The organism is Streptosporangium sp. NBC_01469 (genome assembly GCF_036227305.1).
Lineage (GTDB): Bacteria > Actinomycetota > Actinomycetes > Streptosporangiales > Streptosporangiaceae > Streptosporangium.
This window is the reverse complement of the sequence record NZ_CP109465.1, coordinates 8,207,971-8,225,125: the sequence shown is the minus strand read 5'-3', so window position 1 is coordinate 8,225,125 and position 17,155 is coordinate 8,207,971. Positions and strand designations below refer to the sequence as shown.

At 70.6% G+C, this 17,155-nt stretch carries 16 protein-coding genes; 4 read left to right on the top strand and 12 right to left on the bottom strand.

Translation table 11 applies throughout. The features are described 5' to 3' along the window. Positions 1 to 91: 91 nt before the first annotated feature. The 4 genes from OG587_RS35800 to OG587_RS35785 form a co-directional block, all read right to left on the bottom strand. A complete protein-coding gene (locus OG587_RS35800) occupies positions 92 to 1,264 on the bottom strand; it encodes an AI-2E family transporter (RefSeq protein WP_329083219.1) in 1,173 nt (390 codons plus the stop codon). 241 nt (positions 1,265 to 1,505) lie between these two features. After that, positions 1,506 to 2,837, bottom strand: a complete 1,332-nt coding sequence (locus OG587_RS35795; protein WP_329083218.1) for a glycosyltransferase family 4 protein — start codon at positions 2,835 to 2,837, stop codon at positions 1,506 to 1,508. A gap of 402 nt (positions 2,838 to 3,239) precedes the next feature. After that, positions 3,240 to 3,782: a flavoprotein gene (locus tag OG587_RS35790; protein ID WP_329083217.1), complete on the bottom strand. Its 543-nt coding sequence runs from the start codon at positions 3,780 to 3,782 to the stop codon at positions 3,240 to 3,242. Positions 3,783 to 3,978: 196 nt separating this feature from the next. Continuing rightward, on the bottom strand, positions 3,979 to 5,271 hold the full coding sequence (locus OG587_RS35785) for a hypothetical protein (RefSeq protein ID WP_329083216.1): 1,293 nt from the start codon (positions 5,269 to 5,271) through the stop codon (positions 3,979 to 3,981). Positions 5,272 to 5,602: 331 nt separating this feature from the next. On the opposite strand from OG587_RS35785, the gene OG587_RS35780 reads away from it, so the two are divergent. Further along, positions 5,603 to 5,893, top strand: coding sequence for a hypothetical protein (locus OG587_RS35780; RefSeq protein ID WP_329083215.1), 291 nt, complete (start codon positions 5,603 to 5,605; stop codon positions 5,891 to 5,893). Positions 5,894 to 6,075: 182 nt separating this feature from the next. On the opposite strand, the gene OG587_RS35775 is transcribed toward OG587_RS35780, so the two are convergent. Beyond that, positions 6,076 to 6,309 carry a hypothetical protein gene (locus OG587_RS35775; RefSeq protein WP_329083214.1) on the bottom strand — a complete coding sequence of 78 codons (234 nt, stop codon included), beginning with the start codon at positions 6,307 to 6,309 and terminating at the stop codon, positions 6,076 to 6,078. 319 nt (positions 6,310 to 6,628) lie between these two features. Here OG587_RS35775 and OG587_RS35770 point away from each other — a divergent pair, with 319 nt between their 5' ends. After that, positions 6,629 to 8,170 carry a methionine--tRNA ligase gene (locus OG587_RS35770; RefSeq protein WP_329083213.1) on the top strand — a complete coding sequence of 514 codons (1,542 nt, stop codon included), beginning with the start codon at positions 6,629 to 6,631 and terminating at the stop codon, positions 8,168 to 8,170. A gap of 297 nt (positions 8,171 to 8,467) precedes the next feature. On the opposite strand, the gene OG587_RS35765 is transcribed toward OG587_RS35770, so the two are convergent. Then, entirely contained in the window at positions 8,468 to 9,073 is a 606-nt protein-coding gene (locus OG587_RS35765; protein ID WP_329083212.1) for a helix-turn-helix transcriptional regulator, read from the bottom strand. A gap of 341 nt (positions 9,074 to 9,414) precedes the next feature. Between OG587_RS35765 and OG587_RS35760 the strand changes: the two genes are divergently transcribed. Then, positions 9,415 to 10,257 (top strand): SDR family NAD(P)-dependent oxidoreductase, encoded by an 843-nt coding sequence (locus OG587_RS35760; RefSeq protein ID WP_329083211.1) that lies wholly within the window; start codon positions 9,415 to 9,417, stop codon positions 10,255 to 10,257. Positions 10,258 to 10,407: 150 nt separating this feature from the next. Then, positions 10,408 to 11,268: an aminoglycoside phosphotransferase family protein gene (locus OG587_RS35755; RefSeq protein ID WP_329083210.1), complete on the top strand. Its 861-nt coding sequence runs from the start codon at positions 10,408 to 10,410 to the stop codon at positions 11,266 to 11,268. A 195-nt stretch (positions 11,269 to 11,463) separates the two neighbouring features. Here OG587_RS35755 and egtD read toward each other — a convergent pair whose 3' ends face one another. The 6 genes from egtD to OG587_RS35725 all read right to left on the bottom strand — a co-directional run bounded on the left by egtD (position 11,464) and on the right by OG587_RS35725 (position 17,089). Further along, the gene (gene egtD / locus OG587_RS35750) at positions 11,464 to 12,444 is read right to left on the bottom strand and encodes an L-histidine N(alpha)-methyltransferase (protein ID WP_329083209.1); all 981 of its coding nucleotides are present in this window, start codon (positions 12,442 to 12,444) and stop codon (positions 11,464 to 11,466) included. An 85-nt stretch (positions 12,445 to 12,529) separates the two neighbouring features. Beyond that, positions 12,530 to 13,246 carry an ergothioneine biosynthesis protein EgtC gene (gene egtC, locus OG587_RS35745; protein ID WP_329083208.1) on the bottom strand — a complete coding sequence of 239 codons (717 nt, stop codon included), beginning with the start codon at positions 13,244 to 13,246 and terminating at the stop codon, positions 12,530 to 12,532. Beyond that, positions 13,247 to 14,596: an ergothioneine biosynthesis protein EgtB gene (gene egtB, locus OG587_RS35740; protein ID WP_329083207.1), complete on the bottom strand. Its 1,350-nt coding sequence runs from the start codon at positions 14,594 to 14,596 to the stop codon at positions 13,247 to 13,249. Between the two features lie 99 nt (positions 14,597 to 14,695). Beyond that, positions 14,696 to 15,940 (bottom strand): ergothioneine biosynthesis glutamate--cysteine ligase EgtA, encoded by a 1,245-nt coding sequence (gene egtA, locus OG587_RS35735; RefSeq protein ID WP_329083206.1) that lies wholly within the window; start codon positions 15,938 to 15,940, stop codon positions 14,696 to 14,698. A gap of 132 nt (positions 15,941 to 16,072) precedes the next feature. After that, complete coding sequence (locus OG587_RS35730; RefSeq protein WP_329083205.1) at positions 16,073 to 16,387, bottom strand: zf-HC2 domain-containing protein; 315 nt, start codon at positions 16,385 to 16,387, stop codon at positions 16,073 to 16,075. 51 nt (positions 16,388 to 16,438) lie between these two features. Next, the gene (locus OG587_RS35725) at positions 16,439 to 17,089 is read right to left on the bottom strand and encodes an RNA polymerase sigma factor (protein ID WP_329083204.1); all 651 of its coding nucleotides are present in this window, start codon (positions 17,087 to 17,089) and stop codon (positions 16,439 to 16,441) included. Positions 17,090 to 17,155: the final 66 nt, after the last annotated feature.

Genomic DNA, 17,155 nt, shown 5'->3' with positions numbered 1-17,155 from the left:
GCGCCGCGGCTGCCGGGACCAGGCCGGGTACCGCGTCCCGGACATCGTGTCCGCCCGCGCGCGGCCCGTCCGCAGGCGTTCGGCCCGTGCGTCAGGCGGGCTTCTGTACGGGGACGGATGCGCCGGTGTCCGGCTCATCGGTCTTTGGCTCATCGGTCTTTGGCTCGTCGGTCTTTGGCTCGTCGGTGTCCGGCTCTTGGGGCGGGTCGCTGAGTTGTTCGCGGAGGTAGTTCCACAGCACGGCGATCAGGGCGGCGACCGGTACGGCGAGCAGGCTGCCCACGATGCCCGCCAGGCTGCCGCCCAGCGTCACCGCCAGCAGGATCACCGCCGCGTGCAGGCCGAGGCCGCGGCTCTGCACCATGGGCTGGAACACGTTCCCCTCGAGCTGTTGCACGGCGACGATGATGGCGAGCACGATCAGCGCGTCCGTCGGGCCGTTGGACACCAGCGCGATGAGGACCGCGACGAAGCCGGCGAACAGGGCGCCGATGATGGGGACGAACGCCGAGACGAAGGTCAGGACGGCCAGGGGGAGAACCAGCGGCACGCCCACGATCCACAGGCCAAGACCGATGAAGACCGCGTCGAGCAGGCCCACGAAGGCCTGGGAGCGTACGAACGAGCCGAGGGTGTCCCAGCCGCGTGCGGCCACGGCCGGCACGTCCGTGGCGAGGCGGCCGGGTAGCTGGCGGGTCAGCCAGGGCAGGAAGCGCGGGCCGTCCTTGAGGAAGAAGAACATGAGGAAGAGCGCCAGGACGGTGGTGACCAGGCCGTTGACCACGGTGCCCACTCCGGTGACGGCGGCGGTGACGATGCTGCCGACGCTGGACTGGATGCGGTTGGCCGCGGTGTCGAACGCGGTGCTGACCTGGTCGTCGCCGATGTTGAGCGGCGGCCCGGCCGCCCAGCCGCGCAGGTGCTGGATGCCGTTGCTCACGCCGGTGGCCAGGTCGCCGGCCTGGGACGCCACCGGGACGGCGATCAGCACTATGATGCCGGCGGCGACCAGGAGGAAGAGCACGGTCACGACCGAGGCGGCCAGGGTGGGATGCCAGCCGTGCCGGCGCAGGAAGCGGGTCACGGGCCAGGTCAGCGTGGTGAGGAGCAGGGCGATCACGAGCGGCCAGATGACAGACCACATCCGGCCCAGGATCCACAGGCCCACCGCGGTCATCAGCACGACGAGCAGCATCTCCAGGGAGACGCGCGCCGACGTGCGCAGCGCGGTGCGGGTTTTCTTGGCATTCAGTGTGGCGGACACGAGAACACCCTAGACAGGTGAGTGCTCCGCGAGAATCCCCGCACCCCGCGTGGGTGGTGCATCGCGCCTGTTCGCCGTCCTGGACGAGGGGCGGCGCCTGTTCGACCCGCCACTGGAGTGAGCGTCGCCTTCGACCCGCCGGGTTCGGCGGACGCCTCGGCCCAGAGCCACGCCGATGGTGGGCGAACGCTCCTTGCGAGAGGCACGGGCGATGTCATGTGGGTGGTCAACCTCAAGGCGATCATCCAGGAAGGACCTCTGGGGAGACCGTCTCGGGCGTCGGCTCCCCGATAGGGGGCGGTACGGCAGGCGCAGGCTTGACGTAGGTGCCGTTGCGGCGGGCCAGCAGCTCCTCCAGAAGGGCGTCCCACTTGGCGCCGACGGACCTCACGTCGTAGGTGGCGGCGGTCGCCAGGGCACCCTCGGCCAGCCGGTGACGCAGCTCCTCGTCCTCGATGACGCGGATGAGGGCGGCGGCGAGGTTGGCGTTGGTGCGGGGCTTGACCAGCAGCCCGTCGACCTCGTTGGTGATCATTTCCTTGGGGCCGTGCGGGCTGTTGAAGCTGACGATCGCCAGTCCCTTGGCCATCGCCTCCAGGATCGTCATGGGGAAACCCTCGTGGCGGGAGCTGAGCGCGAAGATCGAGGCCTTCTCCAACTCGGCGCCGACGTCGGCGGTGGGGCCCGGCAGCTCGACCTTGCCCTGCAGCCCCGCCTCGGCGATCTGGGCGCGCAGGTTGTCCTCCTGCGGTCCCGCGCCGAAGACGCGCAGGGTCCAGTCGGGGTGGGCAGCGGCCACGGTCTCCCACGCGGTGATCAGGCGGTGGAAGCCCTTGAGCCTGGTCATGCGGCCGACGGCGACCACGACCTTGTTCTCCAGCTTGGAGATCTCGCCGGTCATGGGTGGCACGGCGTTGGGGATCCTGACCAGCTTCCTGGGCTTGCGCCGCAGCGTCTCGCGGTAGTCGCGCGTGTCGGCCTTGGTGAGGGTGACCAGCGCGTCGAAGTTGCGGTAGCGACGCTTGGCGAGCTCCTGCATCTCCTGCGGCTGTCCCCGCAGGCCCACGTGCTCCTGGCCGATGGTGATGACGCCCGGTGGGGCCAGCTGGGCCAGGGCCAGGTTGAGCCCGGGTCTGGTGGCCATGATGACGCCGGTGTCGACCGAGCGGATCCATCGGGCCAGTCGCAGGTCGGTCCACACGTTGAAGCGGTGGTAGGCGGCCTCCTGCGGCGGGATGAGCCTGCTCGGCATCTTCGACAGCCGGCCGCGCAGGCCGGTCCGCGGGACCAGCCTGTCGTCGAGGAAGCGGAACCTCACCCTCGGGTCGACGGGGAAGAACGGCTCCTCCGCCTCCTTGAGGATGGAGACGATCTCCACGTCGTGCCCGGTCGAGGCCAGGTACCCGGCCAGGTTGAAGACCGTTCTAATGGTGCCGCCCATGCCGTACGCGTGCAGGATCAGGATGCTGATCCGGTGCGTGGACGGGGGTGGCGCGGTCCGTTCGCGCCTTCGGTTGCGGGCTTTGAAAAGCTGGTAAACGGCCGTTTTTCCCTTGCCTGCCAGTGCACGCACCCGTAGGGATCCCCTTCTCGCCTGCTTCCGGGCTCACGCACCTGTCAGTCCCCGTGGCGCGTTCCCCCGCTTTCACCTTCTAGACGCTTCGATGAGATGGAAGGTTGCAAAAGATGCTTAAGTGCGAACAGGTCCCGGATTGTGGGTGCGCCTGCCACAGCCTGGCGACGGCTCCGGCACCGGCAGGCGCTGCCCGGAGCCGCAGGCCTTCGACGGTACCGAAGCGCCAACGTCCCCGGCCCGTGACCGCCGACGCCCCCTGTTGTCTGTCATCGCCGGAGGCCACGGATCGAGAGACTCGACCAGCGCTTTCAGGCGCCGGCCGCCGATGGCCGGCGGACGGTCAGCACGGTGGAGTCCTCCTCGGCCTGCCAGGAGTGGTCGATGCCGGGCTTGTGCCTGCTAGTGACGGTGTCTCTCGACTTCTTCGAGAGCGAGAGCCCAGGGGTAGGTCTCCAGGTTTTCGTCTCCGCTCCCGGCGGCGTGCGGTTCGAACTGACCGGGGCCGAGCAGGACGGGGACACCTTCGGCTCTTAAGCTTTCGACGCTTCGCTGGAACGGCGTACGTGAGGCGAAGGCGCTGTTGACGAAGGGCAGGACGACCACGGGGATGCCGAGTCCGGGGGCTTCGGCGAGGAGGCCGAGGGCGTAGGTGTCGGCGATGCCCTGGGCGAACTTGTTGACGGTGTTGTATGTGGCGGGGGCGAGGATGATCGCGTCGGCTCTCGGGGGCTTGGGCTCGTCCGGCCTGCGGTACCGGCTGCGGACAGGGCGGCCGGTCTGCCTCTCCAAGGCGGGGACGTCGACGAAATCCAGCGCGGACGGGGTCGCGACGACCTGGACGATCCAGCCCCCGTCCTGGGCGAGAGCGACGAGACGGCCGACGTCTCGGGCGGCACCGGCCGCGCACACGATGACGTAGAGGACCTTGCCGGACTCGGTCACGCGATCACTCCCAGGGACGCGGCGTATTCACGGGCTTCGCGGCGGACGCCGATCGGGGCTGTGACGAGGATGTCACGGCTCTGCGGCGACGAATACATCCTTGGCAATCGCCTCAGAAGCCGATCTGTTTCACCAATACCGGTGCGAACGAATCCGAGCGGTCACGGTCACCGAGCAGGCGCAGGACCGCTTCGAACTAATCGAGAAGCTCGGGATGTCTTTTGGTGAGGGCTCGGCGAGCGGTTGAACAACGCTCATGAAACTCTTCGGCCAAGGCTTCGCGTCGGTAACGCTGACGCAGGACACGATCGAGATCTCCCGCCCGGCTGACAAGATCCGTGAGGGAACGGCGATCGATGTCGAATGCGGCCATGCCCTGTTCGACCGAAGCATCAAGATTTCCGCGTCGGGCATGGATGATGCCGAGGTCGATGTGGGCGTTGGCGACACGCATGGGGGCATTGGATGTGCCGTCAGGGCGCGTGTGCATCTGAATTGTCTCAAGTGCGTGTTCCTCGGCGCGCTCGTCGTCGCCGAGCCAGGTGTAGGCGGTGGCGGCGTAGAAGACCCACTTGGCGTGGTCGAACACGAAGTGGTGGTCGGGGTTGCCGGGGAGTGGGAGCTTGGCGAGGGTGTCGGCTCCTCGGGTGAGGGCCTTGTCTGCTTCGCGGCGGTCGCCGATTCGGGCCAGTCCGCGGGCCTCTTGCAGGGTGAGTTGAACCTGGGCGCTGGAGTGACCGGCGACGGCTTGGCCCGTGCGGGCCGCAGTGACGACGTCTTCGTAGCGACCTTCGACCAGGGCGAACCACGCCGACATCTCATAAGCCCAGCCCATGAGTTCGCCGTGTCCGACCTGGCGGCCCATCTCGTAGGCGGCGCAGCGGGCGGTCTCGGCCTCCTCTCGCTCTCCCAGGTCGTAGTGAACGCACCCGAGCAAGGCTGTCAGCCATCCGGTGATGACGAGGAGTTCGCGGTGCTGGGCGAGGGTGATCCGTCTGCCGAGCAGGCCGTTTACCTGGGCGAGGCGCTTCTGGGTCCGGTCGCGCAACATGGCGGCCGAAACGATCGGATAGGCGCGGCAGAGGAGATCGGCGGCTTCGGCGAGTGCTTCGAGCGTGCCGGTTCCGGCGTCGGACGCCTGGAGTTTCTGGGTGAGCTCCATGGTCCCGTACAGATCGGCCTCGGCCCGCAACGCGTTTATGGGAATGATGCTGGTGGTCTCGATGAGCTGGCCGACTCCGCGTCTGTTCGGACGGAATCCCAGGTCTTCCGGCTGGAGTCCGGTTAGTTGAGTGATGGCGATCCGGTAGGGCGAATGGGGCCATCGAACCTCTCCGGCCTCCCAGCGCCGGATGCGTTCCTCATCGCACGCCAGGTGCTCTTTGATGCCAATTGGTGTTGCTTTAATCCGGTCGGCCAGTTCTGCGCGTGTCAAGCGGTGCTCATTACGCCACGCCCGGAGTTGAACGTTGGGAATGTTTTCGGACATCTAGGGCCTTCCTCCCGGCTGGGGGCTCAAGAGGGGGAATTCAGGGGTTCGTTTGGGGGTCCTGTAGTTCTCGGCTCGGCGGTGGACTTGTCATCGAGCAACCACAGTACGTCAGCCCGCTTTCCGTCGCAGGAGGCGCGGATGAATTCGAGGAGATGGCAATGGTGACCCTCCGGAGGAGACCGGCGAGCCACGTTCCTGCCCTGTGTGGCGGAGACGTCGAACCAGGCCGCGCGGTTCGCGCCCGCCCTTCTCGTCGATGCGGCAGTGATGATCCCGAACGGGAATGGCTCGACTGCCTCGCGACCGGCCAGGTCGAAAGGGGTGCGAGTTGAACTCGATCATGCAGGCCGCCGCGACTCGCCTCTACGAGCGACAGCGGCACAGCGACGCCCTCGCCCTCACCCTTCTGCGGGAGGCGCTCCTGCGCCTCGGTGTGCGGACCGAACTGCGTGACAACGACACCGCGCTGATGATTCCCCGTCCTCAGGTGGGCCTGCCGGTGTGGGTGTTCGTCGGTTACGGCGGCGCCTTCTACTCCTGGCAGTCGGCTGAAAAACGCCACCCGATCAACGACGTGGCGGGCGCGGCCCAGGTGCTGGCCGACTACGCCGGTCGATAGGCGGGCGCGACGGGGCGGTGTCCTCCGGCCTGGAGGGTGCTGGAGAGCGTCACTGCCGCCTCGTCGTGCTCTTCACCGTCCCGGCAGGCAGCAGAGCCGACGCCGTGCGGCCCACCCCATGCGACCGCGGCGTCCTTCTTCCCTCTCTCCGCCTGCCGGGACCTTCTCCGCCCCCGTTCCCTTCATCGAACTTCTTCTAGGAAACCCGGAAACACGGATGTTTCGCCCTGCGACAGCGGGCGATGCTCCCCTGGTTCTCGCTCGCCGCATTGGGCCGCGGCGTGCAATGGCCATTCGTGATAGTGCACGACGGCGTCAGGGTCGGCACCGGCGTCGAGCCGGGCTCGGATCAGCGCGAGGTCCCTCCAGTCCTTCCAGCCGACACCGAACCATCCGGCCTCTTCAGTGGCAACCACGAGACTCCTCGACGAGAAGTGGGGGACACGTGCGGCCGAGCATGGCGTACCCGACCGACATTCTCAGGATCGGCACCGCGAGGGTCCTCGACCCGAGGTGCCTGGCTTGGCGCTCGTTCAATCACCGGTCCGCGGTAAAACCGCCTGCTCGTGCCGGGTGGCGGATGTTAGCCTGACCGCATGAACGCGTCCGCCTGTCAGGTGATGATGCCCCGCTCACGGGGCCGCTGACGCCGCACGGACGATCGTTTCCGAGGCCCTGTCACGGGGCCTCGACGCGTTTTCTCCGGTCGGAGCCCCTGTTCTCCCGGAGGTTCCGATGACCACACCGCACATCTACGTCACCACCACCATTCCGTACGTCAACGCCCGTCCCCACCTGGGATTCGCGCTGGAGCTCGTGCAGGCCGACGTGCTCGCCCGGTTCCGCCGTGCGCGGGGTGACCGGGTGCGGTTCCAGACCGGCACCGACGACAACTCGCTGAAGAACGTGCTGGCCGCCGAGGCGGCCGGTGTCCCTGTCCAGGAGTTCGTCGACCGTAACGCCGAGGCGTTCGTCGCGCTGCGCGAGCCGCTGGCGCTCGCGGTCGACGACGTCATCCGCACCAGCCGCGACCCCCGCCACCGGGTCGGGGTGGAGCGGCTCTGGCGGGCCTGCGCCGATGCCGGTGACCTCTACCGCAAGCACTACGAGGGTCTTTACTGCGTCGGCTGCGAGCAGTTCTACACCCCGGCCGAGCTCACCGGCGGACGCTGCCCGGAACACGGCGTCGAGCCGCAGCGGGTCGCCGAGGAGAACTGGTTCTTCCGCCTCTCACGCTACGCCGACCGGCTCCACGACCTCGTCTCCGGCGGGCGCCTGAGAGTCGAGCCCGCCGAACGCCGCAACGAGGTCCTCGGCTTCATCGCCGGTGGCCTGGAGGACTTCTCGATCTCCCGGTCGACCGCCCGCGCCCGTGGGTGGGGGATCCCCGTTCCCGGCGACCCCGGCCAGGTCGTCTACGTGTGGTGGGACGCGCTCGGCAACTACGTCACGGCCCTGGACTACGGCATCGGCGGTGAGAACTACCACCGCTGGTGGACCGGCGCCGACCGCCGTGTCCACCTGGTCGGCAAGGGGGTGCTGCGCTTCCACGCCGTCTACTGGCCGGCGATGCTGCTGTCGGCCGGGCAGCCGTTGCCCACGGACATAGTGGTGCACGACTACCTCACCGCCGGTGGCCGAAAGATCAGCAAGTCCGGCGGGGTCACGGTCGATCCGGCCGCCCTGGCCGGGGAGTACGGCACCGACGCCGTCCGCTGGTGGCTGCTTCGCGAGGTGCCCCGCGTCGGGGACGCCGACTTCACGATCGACCGGCTCGTCGCCCGCGCCAACGACGAACTCGCCAACGGGCTGGGCAACCTCGTCAACCGGGTCGTCGTCATGGTCCACCGCTACCGCGACGGGCACGTTCCCCGGACGGAGGCCGGGATCGGCGCGCCGGGAGGGGAAGATCTCCAGACGGCCTGCCGCCAGGCACCCGGTCTCATTCGCTCGGCCCTGGACGACTTCGAGTTCCGCCGGGCCACGGCGGCGGTCTGGGCCGTCGTCGACGAGGCCAACCGCTACGTGAACCACGCCCGGCCTTGGGAACTGGCCGGGGCCGAACGCGACGGCGACTCCGGCGCCGCGTCCAGGCTCGACGCCGTCCTCGCCGCGCTCGTCCGGGCGTGCGAGACGCTGGGCGAGCACCTGGCGCCCTTCCTGCCCGGCACCGCCGACCGCATCGCCCGGCAGTTCACGGCCAGGGACGGCGGGCTTCCCGAACCGCGCCCGCTCTTCCGGAGGATCACCGTCCCGGAGCCGGGGTCCGCGTTCTGACCCTCACCGGGACACGACAGCGTCGGGAGCGCAGGCGGCCGAGCGCCGCCTGACGGTCCGGGCACGGCGTAGGCGCCCGGTGCTGCCGACCTGGCCGGGGTGCCGCGCCAGCGGATCGCGACGTCGCCAACGCGGACGCGAGGCCGCGCCGGTGGTCCGCTCCGTGTAGACCTTGCCAACGCCCAGGGCGTTGACCTGCGCAAGGCAGAGTAAGCCCGGACGGCGGCGCCCGAGGTCGTTCGGAATCACCCGGCCCTTTCTTCCGTGCCATGCTTGCGCGAAGGAGGCGTCAGTGGCTCACCCGGAATAGATGTCGGCCGTCGCGGTGCCGTTCCTCGCTCCACTGGGATGTTCCCACTGCCGCCAGCGAGCGGCGAGCTCGACGCGGCTGGCGCAGCCGGTCTCGTCCAGGACCCGGCTGAGGTGCTTCTTGACGGTATCGACCCCGACGAACAGGCGGTCGGCGATCCCCCGGTTGGTCAAGCCCTGAGCGGCGAGCCGGGCGACCTCCCACTCCCGGGGCGTCAGTCGCCAGTCGGCGCGGGAGGCCATCTGCTCGCGGTGACGCGTGAGCTGCTCGACGGCCAGCGGGGTGAGGTGGCGCCGCAGCGCCCGCAGCACCGCCAGGTCGCGGGCGGGCACGTGCGGGGTGTCGCGCATCGCCATGCCGACGTAGAGTACCCCGGCCGGTCCGCCGTCGATCATCGTGGCGACCTTGCCGGTGATCCCATACGACCTCAGGAACCGCTCTGCGTACTCCCGATCCGGTGCCACCTCGTCCAAGGTGACCACATCGGCGGCCGTCAGCAGCCGGCGAGCCCGCTCGGTGCGGAACGGGTCGGCGTCCACCCAGCGGGCGGTGTAGTCGGCCAGGAAGCGCGGAGAATAACCCCCCCTGGACACCGCAGCCGCTTTCTATGGCCTCCCGCAGGGTGCCGCCGTGCAGTACCGCGATCCCGGCGTAGCCGAACCAGCTCCGCAGGGCCCGCACCAGCCGTTCCTGGAACACCCGTAGGTCCGCTGTCCGGTCGACCGCCTCCAGCACGCCGACCAGACGCCGATAGTCGGCGACCGCCATCGGTTCGCCGGCCGGCAACGAGCGGGGAACGGGAAGCGGTCCGTCGAGCGCGTCTGCCATGAGTTGATTTTCCACCTTTGGGCCATACCGCGGTAACGGCGGCGGGGGCATCGTGATCACAGCGCCTCGGGCATCCGGCCAGAGGCGAACCGAGAAGGGATCTCCAGTGAGCACCGTCCCGAGCCCTCGCCGATGGTTGATCACCGGCGCCAACAGTGGCCTTGGAGCCGCCTTCACCCGGGCCGCGCTCGCGGCCGGCGACGTGGTGGTCGCCGCCGTCCGCCGGCCGCGGAGCATGGACGAGGTGGCCGCCGAGCACCCGGGCCGGGTGACGGTCGTCGAACTGGACGTGCGCGACGCCGCCGCCTGCCGGGGCGCGGTCGAGGACACCGGCCGTATCGACGTGCTGGTCAACAACGCCGGCTACGGGATCGTCGGCGCGATCGAGGAGACCACGGAGGAGGAGGTCCGCGATGCGTTCGAGGTGATGTTCCACGCTCCGCTGCGGCTGACCCGGTTGGTGCTGCGGCAGATGCGCGAGCGGCGCAGTGGGGTGATCATCCAGGTCAGTAGCATGGGCGGCCTGCTGTCTTTCGCCGGCGCCGGCGCCTACTGCGCGGCCAAGGGGGCTTTGGAACAGGCCAGCGAGGCGCTCGCGGCCGAGGTCGGGCCACTGGGGATCAACGTCGTCATTGTCGAGCCGGGAGCCTTCCGGACCGGGTTCGCCGGATCGGCGCTACGCCTGAGCCCGCCGATCTCCGGATACGAGGGCACGGTGGGCCCGGCACGGGCCGCGTTGACGGCTTCTCACGGCAACCAGCCGGGAGACCCGGACAAGGCCGCTCGCGCGGTCCTGGCCGCACTCGATCTGCCGGAGCCTCCGCTGCGGTTGGCGCTGGGCGAGGACGCGATCTCCGCCATCCGGGCGAAGCTCACCGCGGTGGCCACGGATCTGGATGCCACCGCCCACCTCGGCCACCACACCGCCGTGGTGGGCATGACGGACTGAGCAGAGCGGAAAGTCGGCGCGTTCCGACGGGGAGCGCCGGGCCGCCTACCGGCTCCGCTGGAGCTTGAACAGGATCTCCGCGTCGGTCTTGTCGATCTTCTGGTGGTCGTGCTCGCCGATGCCAAGGCCATGCCGCACTATCGTTGCGCCATGAACACCCCGGCGGCGGAAACCAACATCGACGACGGCCTTGTTGACCGCCTGATCCGCGCGCAGTACCCGGACCTGGTGGGCCCGCTCACCCTCGTCGCCAACGGCTGGGACAACGTCATCTACCGCCTGGGGACGGACCTGTCCGTACGACTGCCGCGCCGCCGGGTCGCCGTCGATCTCATCGTCAACGAGCAACGCTGGCTGCCGGTTCTGGCCGAGTACGTCGAGGTCGCGCTGCCCGTACCCGTCAGGGTCGGCGTGCCCGGCGAGGGCTACCCGTGGCCGTGGACGATCGCGCCCTGGTTCGAGGGCCGCATGGTCGCCGATGTGCCGCCGTCCGACCGCTCCGGCATCGCCGTCCCGCTGGCCGACTTCATGGCGGGCCTCCACCGGCCCGCACCGCCTGACGCACCGCGTAACCCCGTTCGCGGTGTCCCGCTCGCCGCCCGCGACGAAGCGGTACGGCAACGCCTGCGGTCCATTCCCCGATCGGCTGAGCTCCTCCCCCTCTGGGAGAAACTGGCAGTCCTCCCGCCCTGGCAGGGCCCCGCGCTCTGGCTCCACGGCGACCCGCATCCGGGAAACCTCCTGCTCGACGGGGAAGGGCTGGCGGCTGTCTTGGACTTCGGCGATCTCACCAGCGGCGATCCCGCCACCGATCTGGCCGCCGCGTGGCTGGTGTTCGACGAGAACGCGCGCGAGGTCTTCCGATCACGCGTGGACGCCGACGAGGTGACCTGGAAGCGAGCACAGGGCTGGGCCCTTGCCATGGGCACCGCTCTGGCCGCCTACTCGGCCGACAACCCCGGCATGGCGGCCATCGGCGATCACGTCCTCGACCAGGTGCTTCTCACCTAGAGGTGTTATGCGGCGCCCGATAGAGCACGGAGTCGAGGAGTGCTGTGAACTTATGATCATTCTCAGCGCCAAGGGCCTGGCGCCCGTTGGCATTCAGGGTGGCAGGCACGAGAACACCCTGGACAGGTGAATGCTCCGCCGTCCGGCCTCCGGGGAGGGGCGGAACGGATTGGCGGCACGGGCGCGGCGTGGCGGTCATGGGTGGGCCAGGACGAGGGTGAAGTCGCCGGTCGGGTCGGTGTACTGGCGGATCATCCCGAAACCGGCCGTGAGGAGCTCCCGCCGCAGTCCTTCGGGGCGGAACTTGGCGCTGATCTCGGTCCGCATCTCCTCTCCGGCCGCGTAGGAGACCCGCAGGCCGAGGTCGCCGATCCGCACGCGCATGGCGCGGCTCGCGCGCAGCCGCATCTCGATCCACTCGTGCCGCGCGTCGTACAGCGCGACATGGTCGAAGGCGTCCGGCTCGAAGTCGGCGTCCAGCTCCCTGTTGATCACGTGCAGGACGTTCCGGTTGAAGGCGGCGGTCACCCCGCTCACGTCGTCGTACGCCGCGACCAGCCGGTCGGTGTCCTTGACCAGGTCCGCGCCGAGCAGGAAGGTGTCGCCGGGGCGGAGCGTGGCGCGCAGCTCCTTCAGGAACACCTCGCGCGCCGCCGGGGTCAGGTTGCCGACGGTCCCGCCGAGGAAGGCCACCATCCGCCGTCCCGTACGGGGCAGCAGGGCCAGGTGCGCCTCGAAGTCGGCGCAGATCGCGCGCACGGTCAGGCCCCGGTATCGGGAGGCGAGCCGATGCGCGGCCTCGCCCAGGGTGGCCGCGTCGACGTCCACCGGTGTGTAGGCGCGCAGCGTCCCCGTCGCGGCGAGGGCGTCCAGCAGCAGGACGGTCTTCTCGCTGGTCCCGGAACCGAGCTCGACCAGGGTGTCCGCACCGGCGCGCACGGCGATGTCGAGGGCCTCCCTGCGCAGGATGTCCAGCTCGCGGCGGGTGGGATAGTACTCGGGCAGCCGGGTGATGCGGGAGAACAGCTCGCTGCCCGCCTCGTCGTAGAACCACTTGGGCGGTAGCCACTTCGGCGTCGACGTCAGCCCGGCGCGGACGTCGTGTTCGAGTGCCTGGCGAAGATGGTCGCGGCCGAGATGGTTGACCAGGCGGATGGCTGACTGGCTGACGGACACGGGGCCTCCTGGGTGTGTGGGCCACGATCCCGCTCGCCGGTCCGTGGCCGGGTGCTGTGCTTTCCCGCGGTCTCGCCCCGCCCGGTCACAGGGGCTGGACGCGCACCCCGTCGGGTGAGGCGAGGACCAGGGTGTGGTCCGGCACGGCCAGCCAGCCGGGCCGGTCGTCCAGCGGCTCGCTCGCCACGAGCACGCCGTCGCGCGGGTGGCCGTCGAGGCGGAGGAAGAGCGTGTCGCCCCAGGCGGTCGCGGCGATCGACATCCCGTCGCAGGCGAGCAGGTTCAGGCGGGCGCGGGGATCCTTCAGCCCGGCGCGGGTGACGACCTCCGACAGGGCCTCGCCGAGCGGATCGCCCGCCCGCCGCCGGGCGAACACCGCGGCGGCGAGCCACGCGGAGTCGCAGGAGCTCTCCGCGTCGTCGGCGAGCTCCCTGACCGCCTCCCGCGCGACGCGGCCGTTGTGGCTGAGCAGCCACGTCCCGTCGGTGAAGGGCGCGGTCGCGGTCTCCTCGATCGGCATCCCGGCGCTGGCCGACCGTACGGCGGCCAGCAGGCAGCCGGAGCGGGCCGTCCCCGCGAGGCCCGCCAGGTTGGCGTCCGTCCAGGCGGGGATCGTCCGGCGGTAGCGGACCGGTTCCGCGCGGGCGGCGTCGTACCAGCCCATGCCGAAGCCGTCGGCGTTGATCGTGCCGTGGCGCTGCAGGCGCGGGGAGTGGGACTGCCGGAGCAGGCCGTGGATCGGCTCGTGGATCAGCGAGGAGAGGGTACGGGGAGCGCCCAGCCAGGACGCGTGGCGGCACATCTACCCGCGCTCCGCGGGGCGTTCCGGGGAGCGCCGCGCGGAGTGTCCGGGGGAGTGCTCGGGGGAGGCCGAGCGGGCGCACCGGAAGCCGGAGAAGATCTGCCTGCGGGCCGGGCGGTCCCAGTTCCTGAACGTGGTGCGGACCACGGACGGGTCGGACGCCCAGGACCCGCCGCGCAGCACCCGGTACCGGGAGCCGAAGAACACCTCGCTGTACTCGCGGTAGGGGAAGCTGCGGAAGCCGGGGTGCGGCAGGAACCACGAACCGGTCCACTCCCACACGTCCCCGATCATCTGTTCGGCGCCGTAGGGGCCCGCCCCCGCGGGGAAGGCGCCGAGCGGCGCGGGCCGCGCCGCCCTGTGCCCGAGGTTCGCCATGCCGGGCCCCGGGGTGTCCTCACCCCAGGGATACGTGCGCGCCCGCCCGGCCTCGGCGTCCCAGCCGCAGGCCTTCTCCCACTCGGCCTCGGTGGGCAGCCGCCTTCCCGCCCACCGGGCGTAGGCGTCGGCCTCGTACCAGCACACGTGCTGTACGGGTTCGTCCATGGGCACGGGCTCGGTCCTGCCGAAACGGGTACGCCACCACGTGTCGCCGTCCCGGGTCCAGAACAGCGGGGCGGAGGCGCGGCTCCGCTGCAGCCAGCGCAGGCCGTCCGGGGCCCACCAGCGGGGGTCGTCGTAGCCGCCGTCCTCGATGAAGTCCGCGTAGGCGCGGTTGCCGACGGGCAGCCTGTCGATCCAGTAGCCGGGCAGGTCGAGCCGGTGGGCGGGGCGCTCGTTGTCGTAGGCCCACGGCTGGGTGTCGGTGCCCATCATGAAGGGGCCCGCGGGGACGAACACCTCGTCGGAGCCCGGCGGTCCGCCGGGCGGCAGGTCGCCGTCGCGGACCAGGCCAGGCCGCCCCGACAGCTGCAGGGTGGCGAGCATCGTCTCGTCGTGCTGGTGCTCGTGCTGGATCACCAGGCCGAAGACGAAGCCGTACCGCCGCAGGGGGTCGGGGTCGTGCAGGTCGACCGTGTCCAGGACGTCCAGCACCCGGCCGCGCACGCCCTCGATGTAGTGGCGCGCCTCCACCGGTTCCAGGATGGGCAGGGACGGGCGGTCCGCGCGCGGGTGCTTGAACGCGTCGTACAGGTCGTCGATCTCCGGGCGGAGCGGGGTGATCCCGCCGACCTGCCGCAGCACCCACAGCTCCTCGTAGTTGCCCACGTGGGCCAGATCCCACACCAGCGGTGACATCAGCGGCGAGTGCTGCCTGACCAGCAGGTCGTCCTCGGCGTCGGTGTAGGCCATGGAGCGGTTCCGCGCGGCGGTCAGCTCGGCGGCGATCCGTTCCTTGAAGTCGCTCATCAGATACCTCCAGCGTGGAGACCCCGGCTCTTCCGACCCGAGCTCCCGATCCGGTCTCGAACCGGTCCTGGACCCTTCCGGGCCGGTTCCGGGAAGAACTCAGATCCGTCCTTCCTCGGCCAGCCAGTCCGGCAGGCGCCCTTCCGGTCCTCTCACCAGATCCAGCAGGTCGGCGGCCGGGGTCCGGCCGCGTGTCACGTGGCGGTCGGCGAACGCGGCCACCTCGCAGACCAGGGCCGGGGTCGCCCCCAGCCGGGGCAGCGCCGCGAGGGCGGCACGGAAACAGGCGTCGGCGGCCCTCCGCAGCCGGGGATCCGCCAGGCCGTGGCGCGCCGCCCGCGACCACATCCCCGCGCACGGCCCGGCCGCGGCCAGCGCCGCGTCGGCCGCGCGGTCGTCGGTCACCAGGGCGTGGGTCACCGCCGCGCACACCGGCCAGCGCGCCGGGTGCTGGGCGTCGAGATAGCGGATCTCCAGCCAGCCGCGCGGCCGTACGGGCGGGAAGAGCGTCGTGGCGTGGTAGCTCAGGTCCGCCAGGGTCGGCGGGTGTTCCGGCCGGGCCAGCCGGTCGCGGAAGGTCGAGCCGTCGAGGACCGGACGGTAGGACTCCGCGCCGTCCCCGTTCCCGGTGGTGTCGCGGGTGGCCATGAGACGGGCGTCGAGCAGGTACTCCGCCCACGCGGCACCGGGGTCGCCGCCCGCCGGGACGGCGGCCGTCCGCGTGCGGTCCAGCCGCTCCCACACCGCCTGGCGCCCCGACATCCACCCGCACGGCCGGCCCTCGCTGAGCGGCGAGTTCGCGAAGGCGGCCACGAGGACGGGCCCCAGCAGGTGGGCGCGTTCCCATCGCGTCGCGGGCCTGTCGCCCAGGTCCAGGTTGACCTGGATCGACGCCGTCGAGCACATCATCAGCGACCCGTACGGCGTGCCGAGGAACCGCGCCATCACCTCGTACCTGGGCAGGCGCAGCTGCCGCCTGGCCGGCCGCAGCGGGTCGAGGCCCACCCCGCCCAGCGCCAGGCCGGCGTCCCGCAGTGCCCGGCGCACCGCGTTCACGTCGGCGGAGAGAAGGGCGATCGCGCCCGGTAGCGAGCCGGGCGGCCCCGAGAGTTCCAGCTGGCCTCCCGGTTCGAAGGTCACCAGGCTCCCGCCGGGCAGTGCAGGCAGGGCGTCGGCGATCCTGGCCAGCGGGACCTGGCGGGCGGGGTCCATGCGGTCGAAGACCAGGAACTCCAGTTCGATCCCCACCCGGTCTCCGGGGGAGCCGAGGAAGCAGCGTCGCGCGAAGGTCTCCACATCCGAGGCGTTCCGGATCAGTGTGTCCTCGGTCGCCAGACCGGTCATCCCCATCCCCTTTCGCCTGATATATCAAGGTATGTATGGATTTATAGAGCCGGGAGGCGCTCAGGCGTTACAGAGGGCGCGGGGGACGGCGGGGCGTCCCCGCGACGGGGAGGCGGTGGGGTCTTCGGCGGCTCAGGTGCGCCGCCGGTCGCGGAAGGCGGCCAGCAGCCGGTCGCGCGTGCTCTCCGGCAGGCCTCCCGGCCGCGCCGGGCCGGGGGTGGCGCCGGTGGTCTCGGTGCTTTCGGCGGCCTGGGGGGTCTCGGCGGTCTCGGCGGTCCGGAGGCGGCCGAGGGCCTCGACGGTGGCGCGGAGCTGGCCGAGATAGCGCTCGCAGCCCTCGCAGCCGCCCAGGTGCTCCTCGAACCGGTACCGGGTGGGCTCGTCGAGCGCGCCCTCCAGGAAGGCGGTGACGAGTTCCACCGCCTCCTCGCAGCTGAACCGCTTCACAATCCTGACCACCTCACCGTCCCGACAACCGGACCTGTCGCGCCGTCCGCGCTACGCCGGCCGTCTCGCCGTCTCGAAGTAATCCTCCAGGCGCCCGCGCACCGCGGTGCGGGCGCGGTGCAGCAGGACGCGCTGGTTGGCGGCGGAGATCGCCAGGATCTCGCAGACCTCCTCGGAGGTGCATCCCTCGACGTCGCGGAGCGTGATCACGATGCGCTGCCTGATCGGCAGCTCGGCCAGGGCGGCGGCGATCCGGCCGCGTACCTCGGCGGCGAGCACCTCGCTCTCCGGGGTCGGCCAGGCGGCGGGAAAATCCTTCCAATGTCCTGGAAAGGGGTCGTCCGCCCCCTGGAAACACGAGCGGTCGACAGTCTGCCTCTCCGGCTCGAAGGCGCTGCTCCAGGGCACCGTGCGGTTCTCGCGCACGCCTCGCCTCCTGGCCGTGTTGACCAGGATCCGGTAGACCCAGGTCTTGACCGACGAGCGGCCCTCGAAGCCCTCGATGCCCCGGATCACCGCCAGCCAGGTGTCCTGCACGACCTCCTCCGCCGAGTCGTTGGTGGACACGTGCGCGCGGGCCAGCCACAGCATCCCCCGCGACCAGGTGTCCAGCAGCGCCGTGAACATCGCCTCGTCTCCGGCGCGCAGGGCCGCGACGACGACATCGTCCGAGGGCAACGTGCCGTCTGTGAAGGACTCCACGCTCGCCTCCTCCCGGTGGGGCATCTGGAAGACCCGCGACGCGCGCGGTCGACGCGCGGCGCTCGC

What these genes read in the sequence shown, in the direction of transcription:
- OG587_RS35785 (WP_329083216.1), bottom strand. Translation starts at nt 5,271, where the DNA reads ATGTCCGAAAACATTCCCAACGTTCAACTCCGGGCGTGGCGTAATGAG.
- OG587_RS35770 (WP_329083213.1), top strand. Translation starts at nt 6,629, where the DNA reads ATGACCACACCGCACATCTACGTCACCACCACCATTCCGTACGTCAAC.
- OG587_RS35755 (WP_329083210.1), top strand. Translation starts at nt 10,408, where the DNA reads ATGAACACCCCGGCGGCGGAAACCAACATCGACGACGGCCTTGTTGAC.
- egtC (WP_329083208.1), bottom strand. Translation starts at nt 13,246, where the DNA reads ATGTGCCGCCACGCGTCCTGGCTGGGCGCTCCCCGTACCCTCTCCTCG.
- egtB (WP_329083207.1), bottom strand. Translation starts at nt 14,596, where the DNA reads ATGAGCGACTTCAAGGAACGGATCGCCGCCGAGCTGACCGCCGCGCGG.
- egtA (WP_329083206.1), bottom strand. Translation starts at nt 15,940, where the DNA reads ATGACCGGTCTGGCGACCGAGGACACACTGATCCGGAACGCCTCGGAT.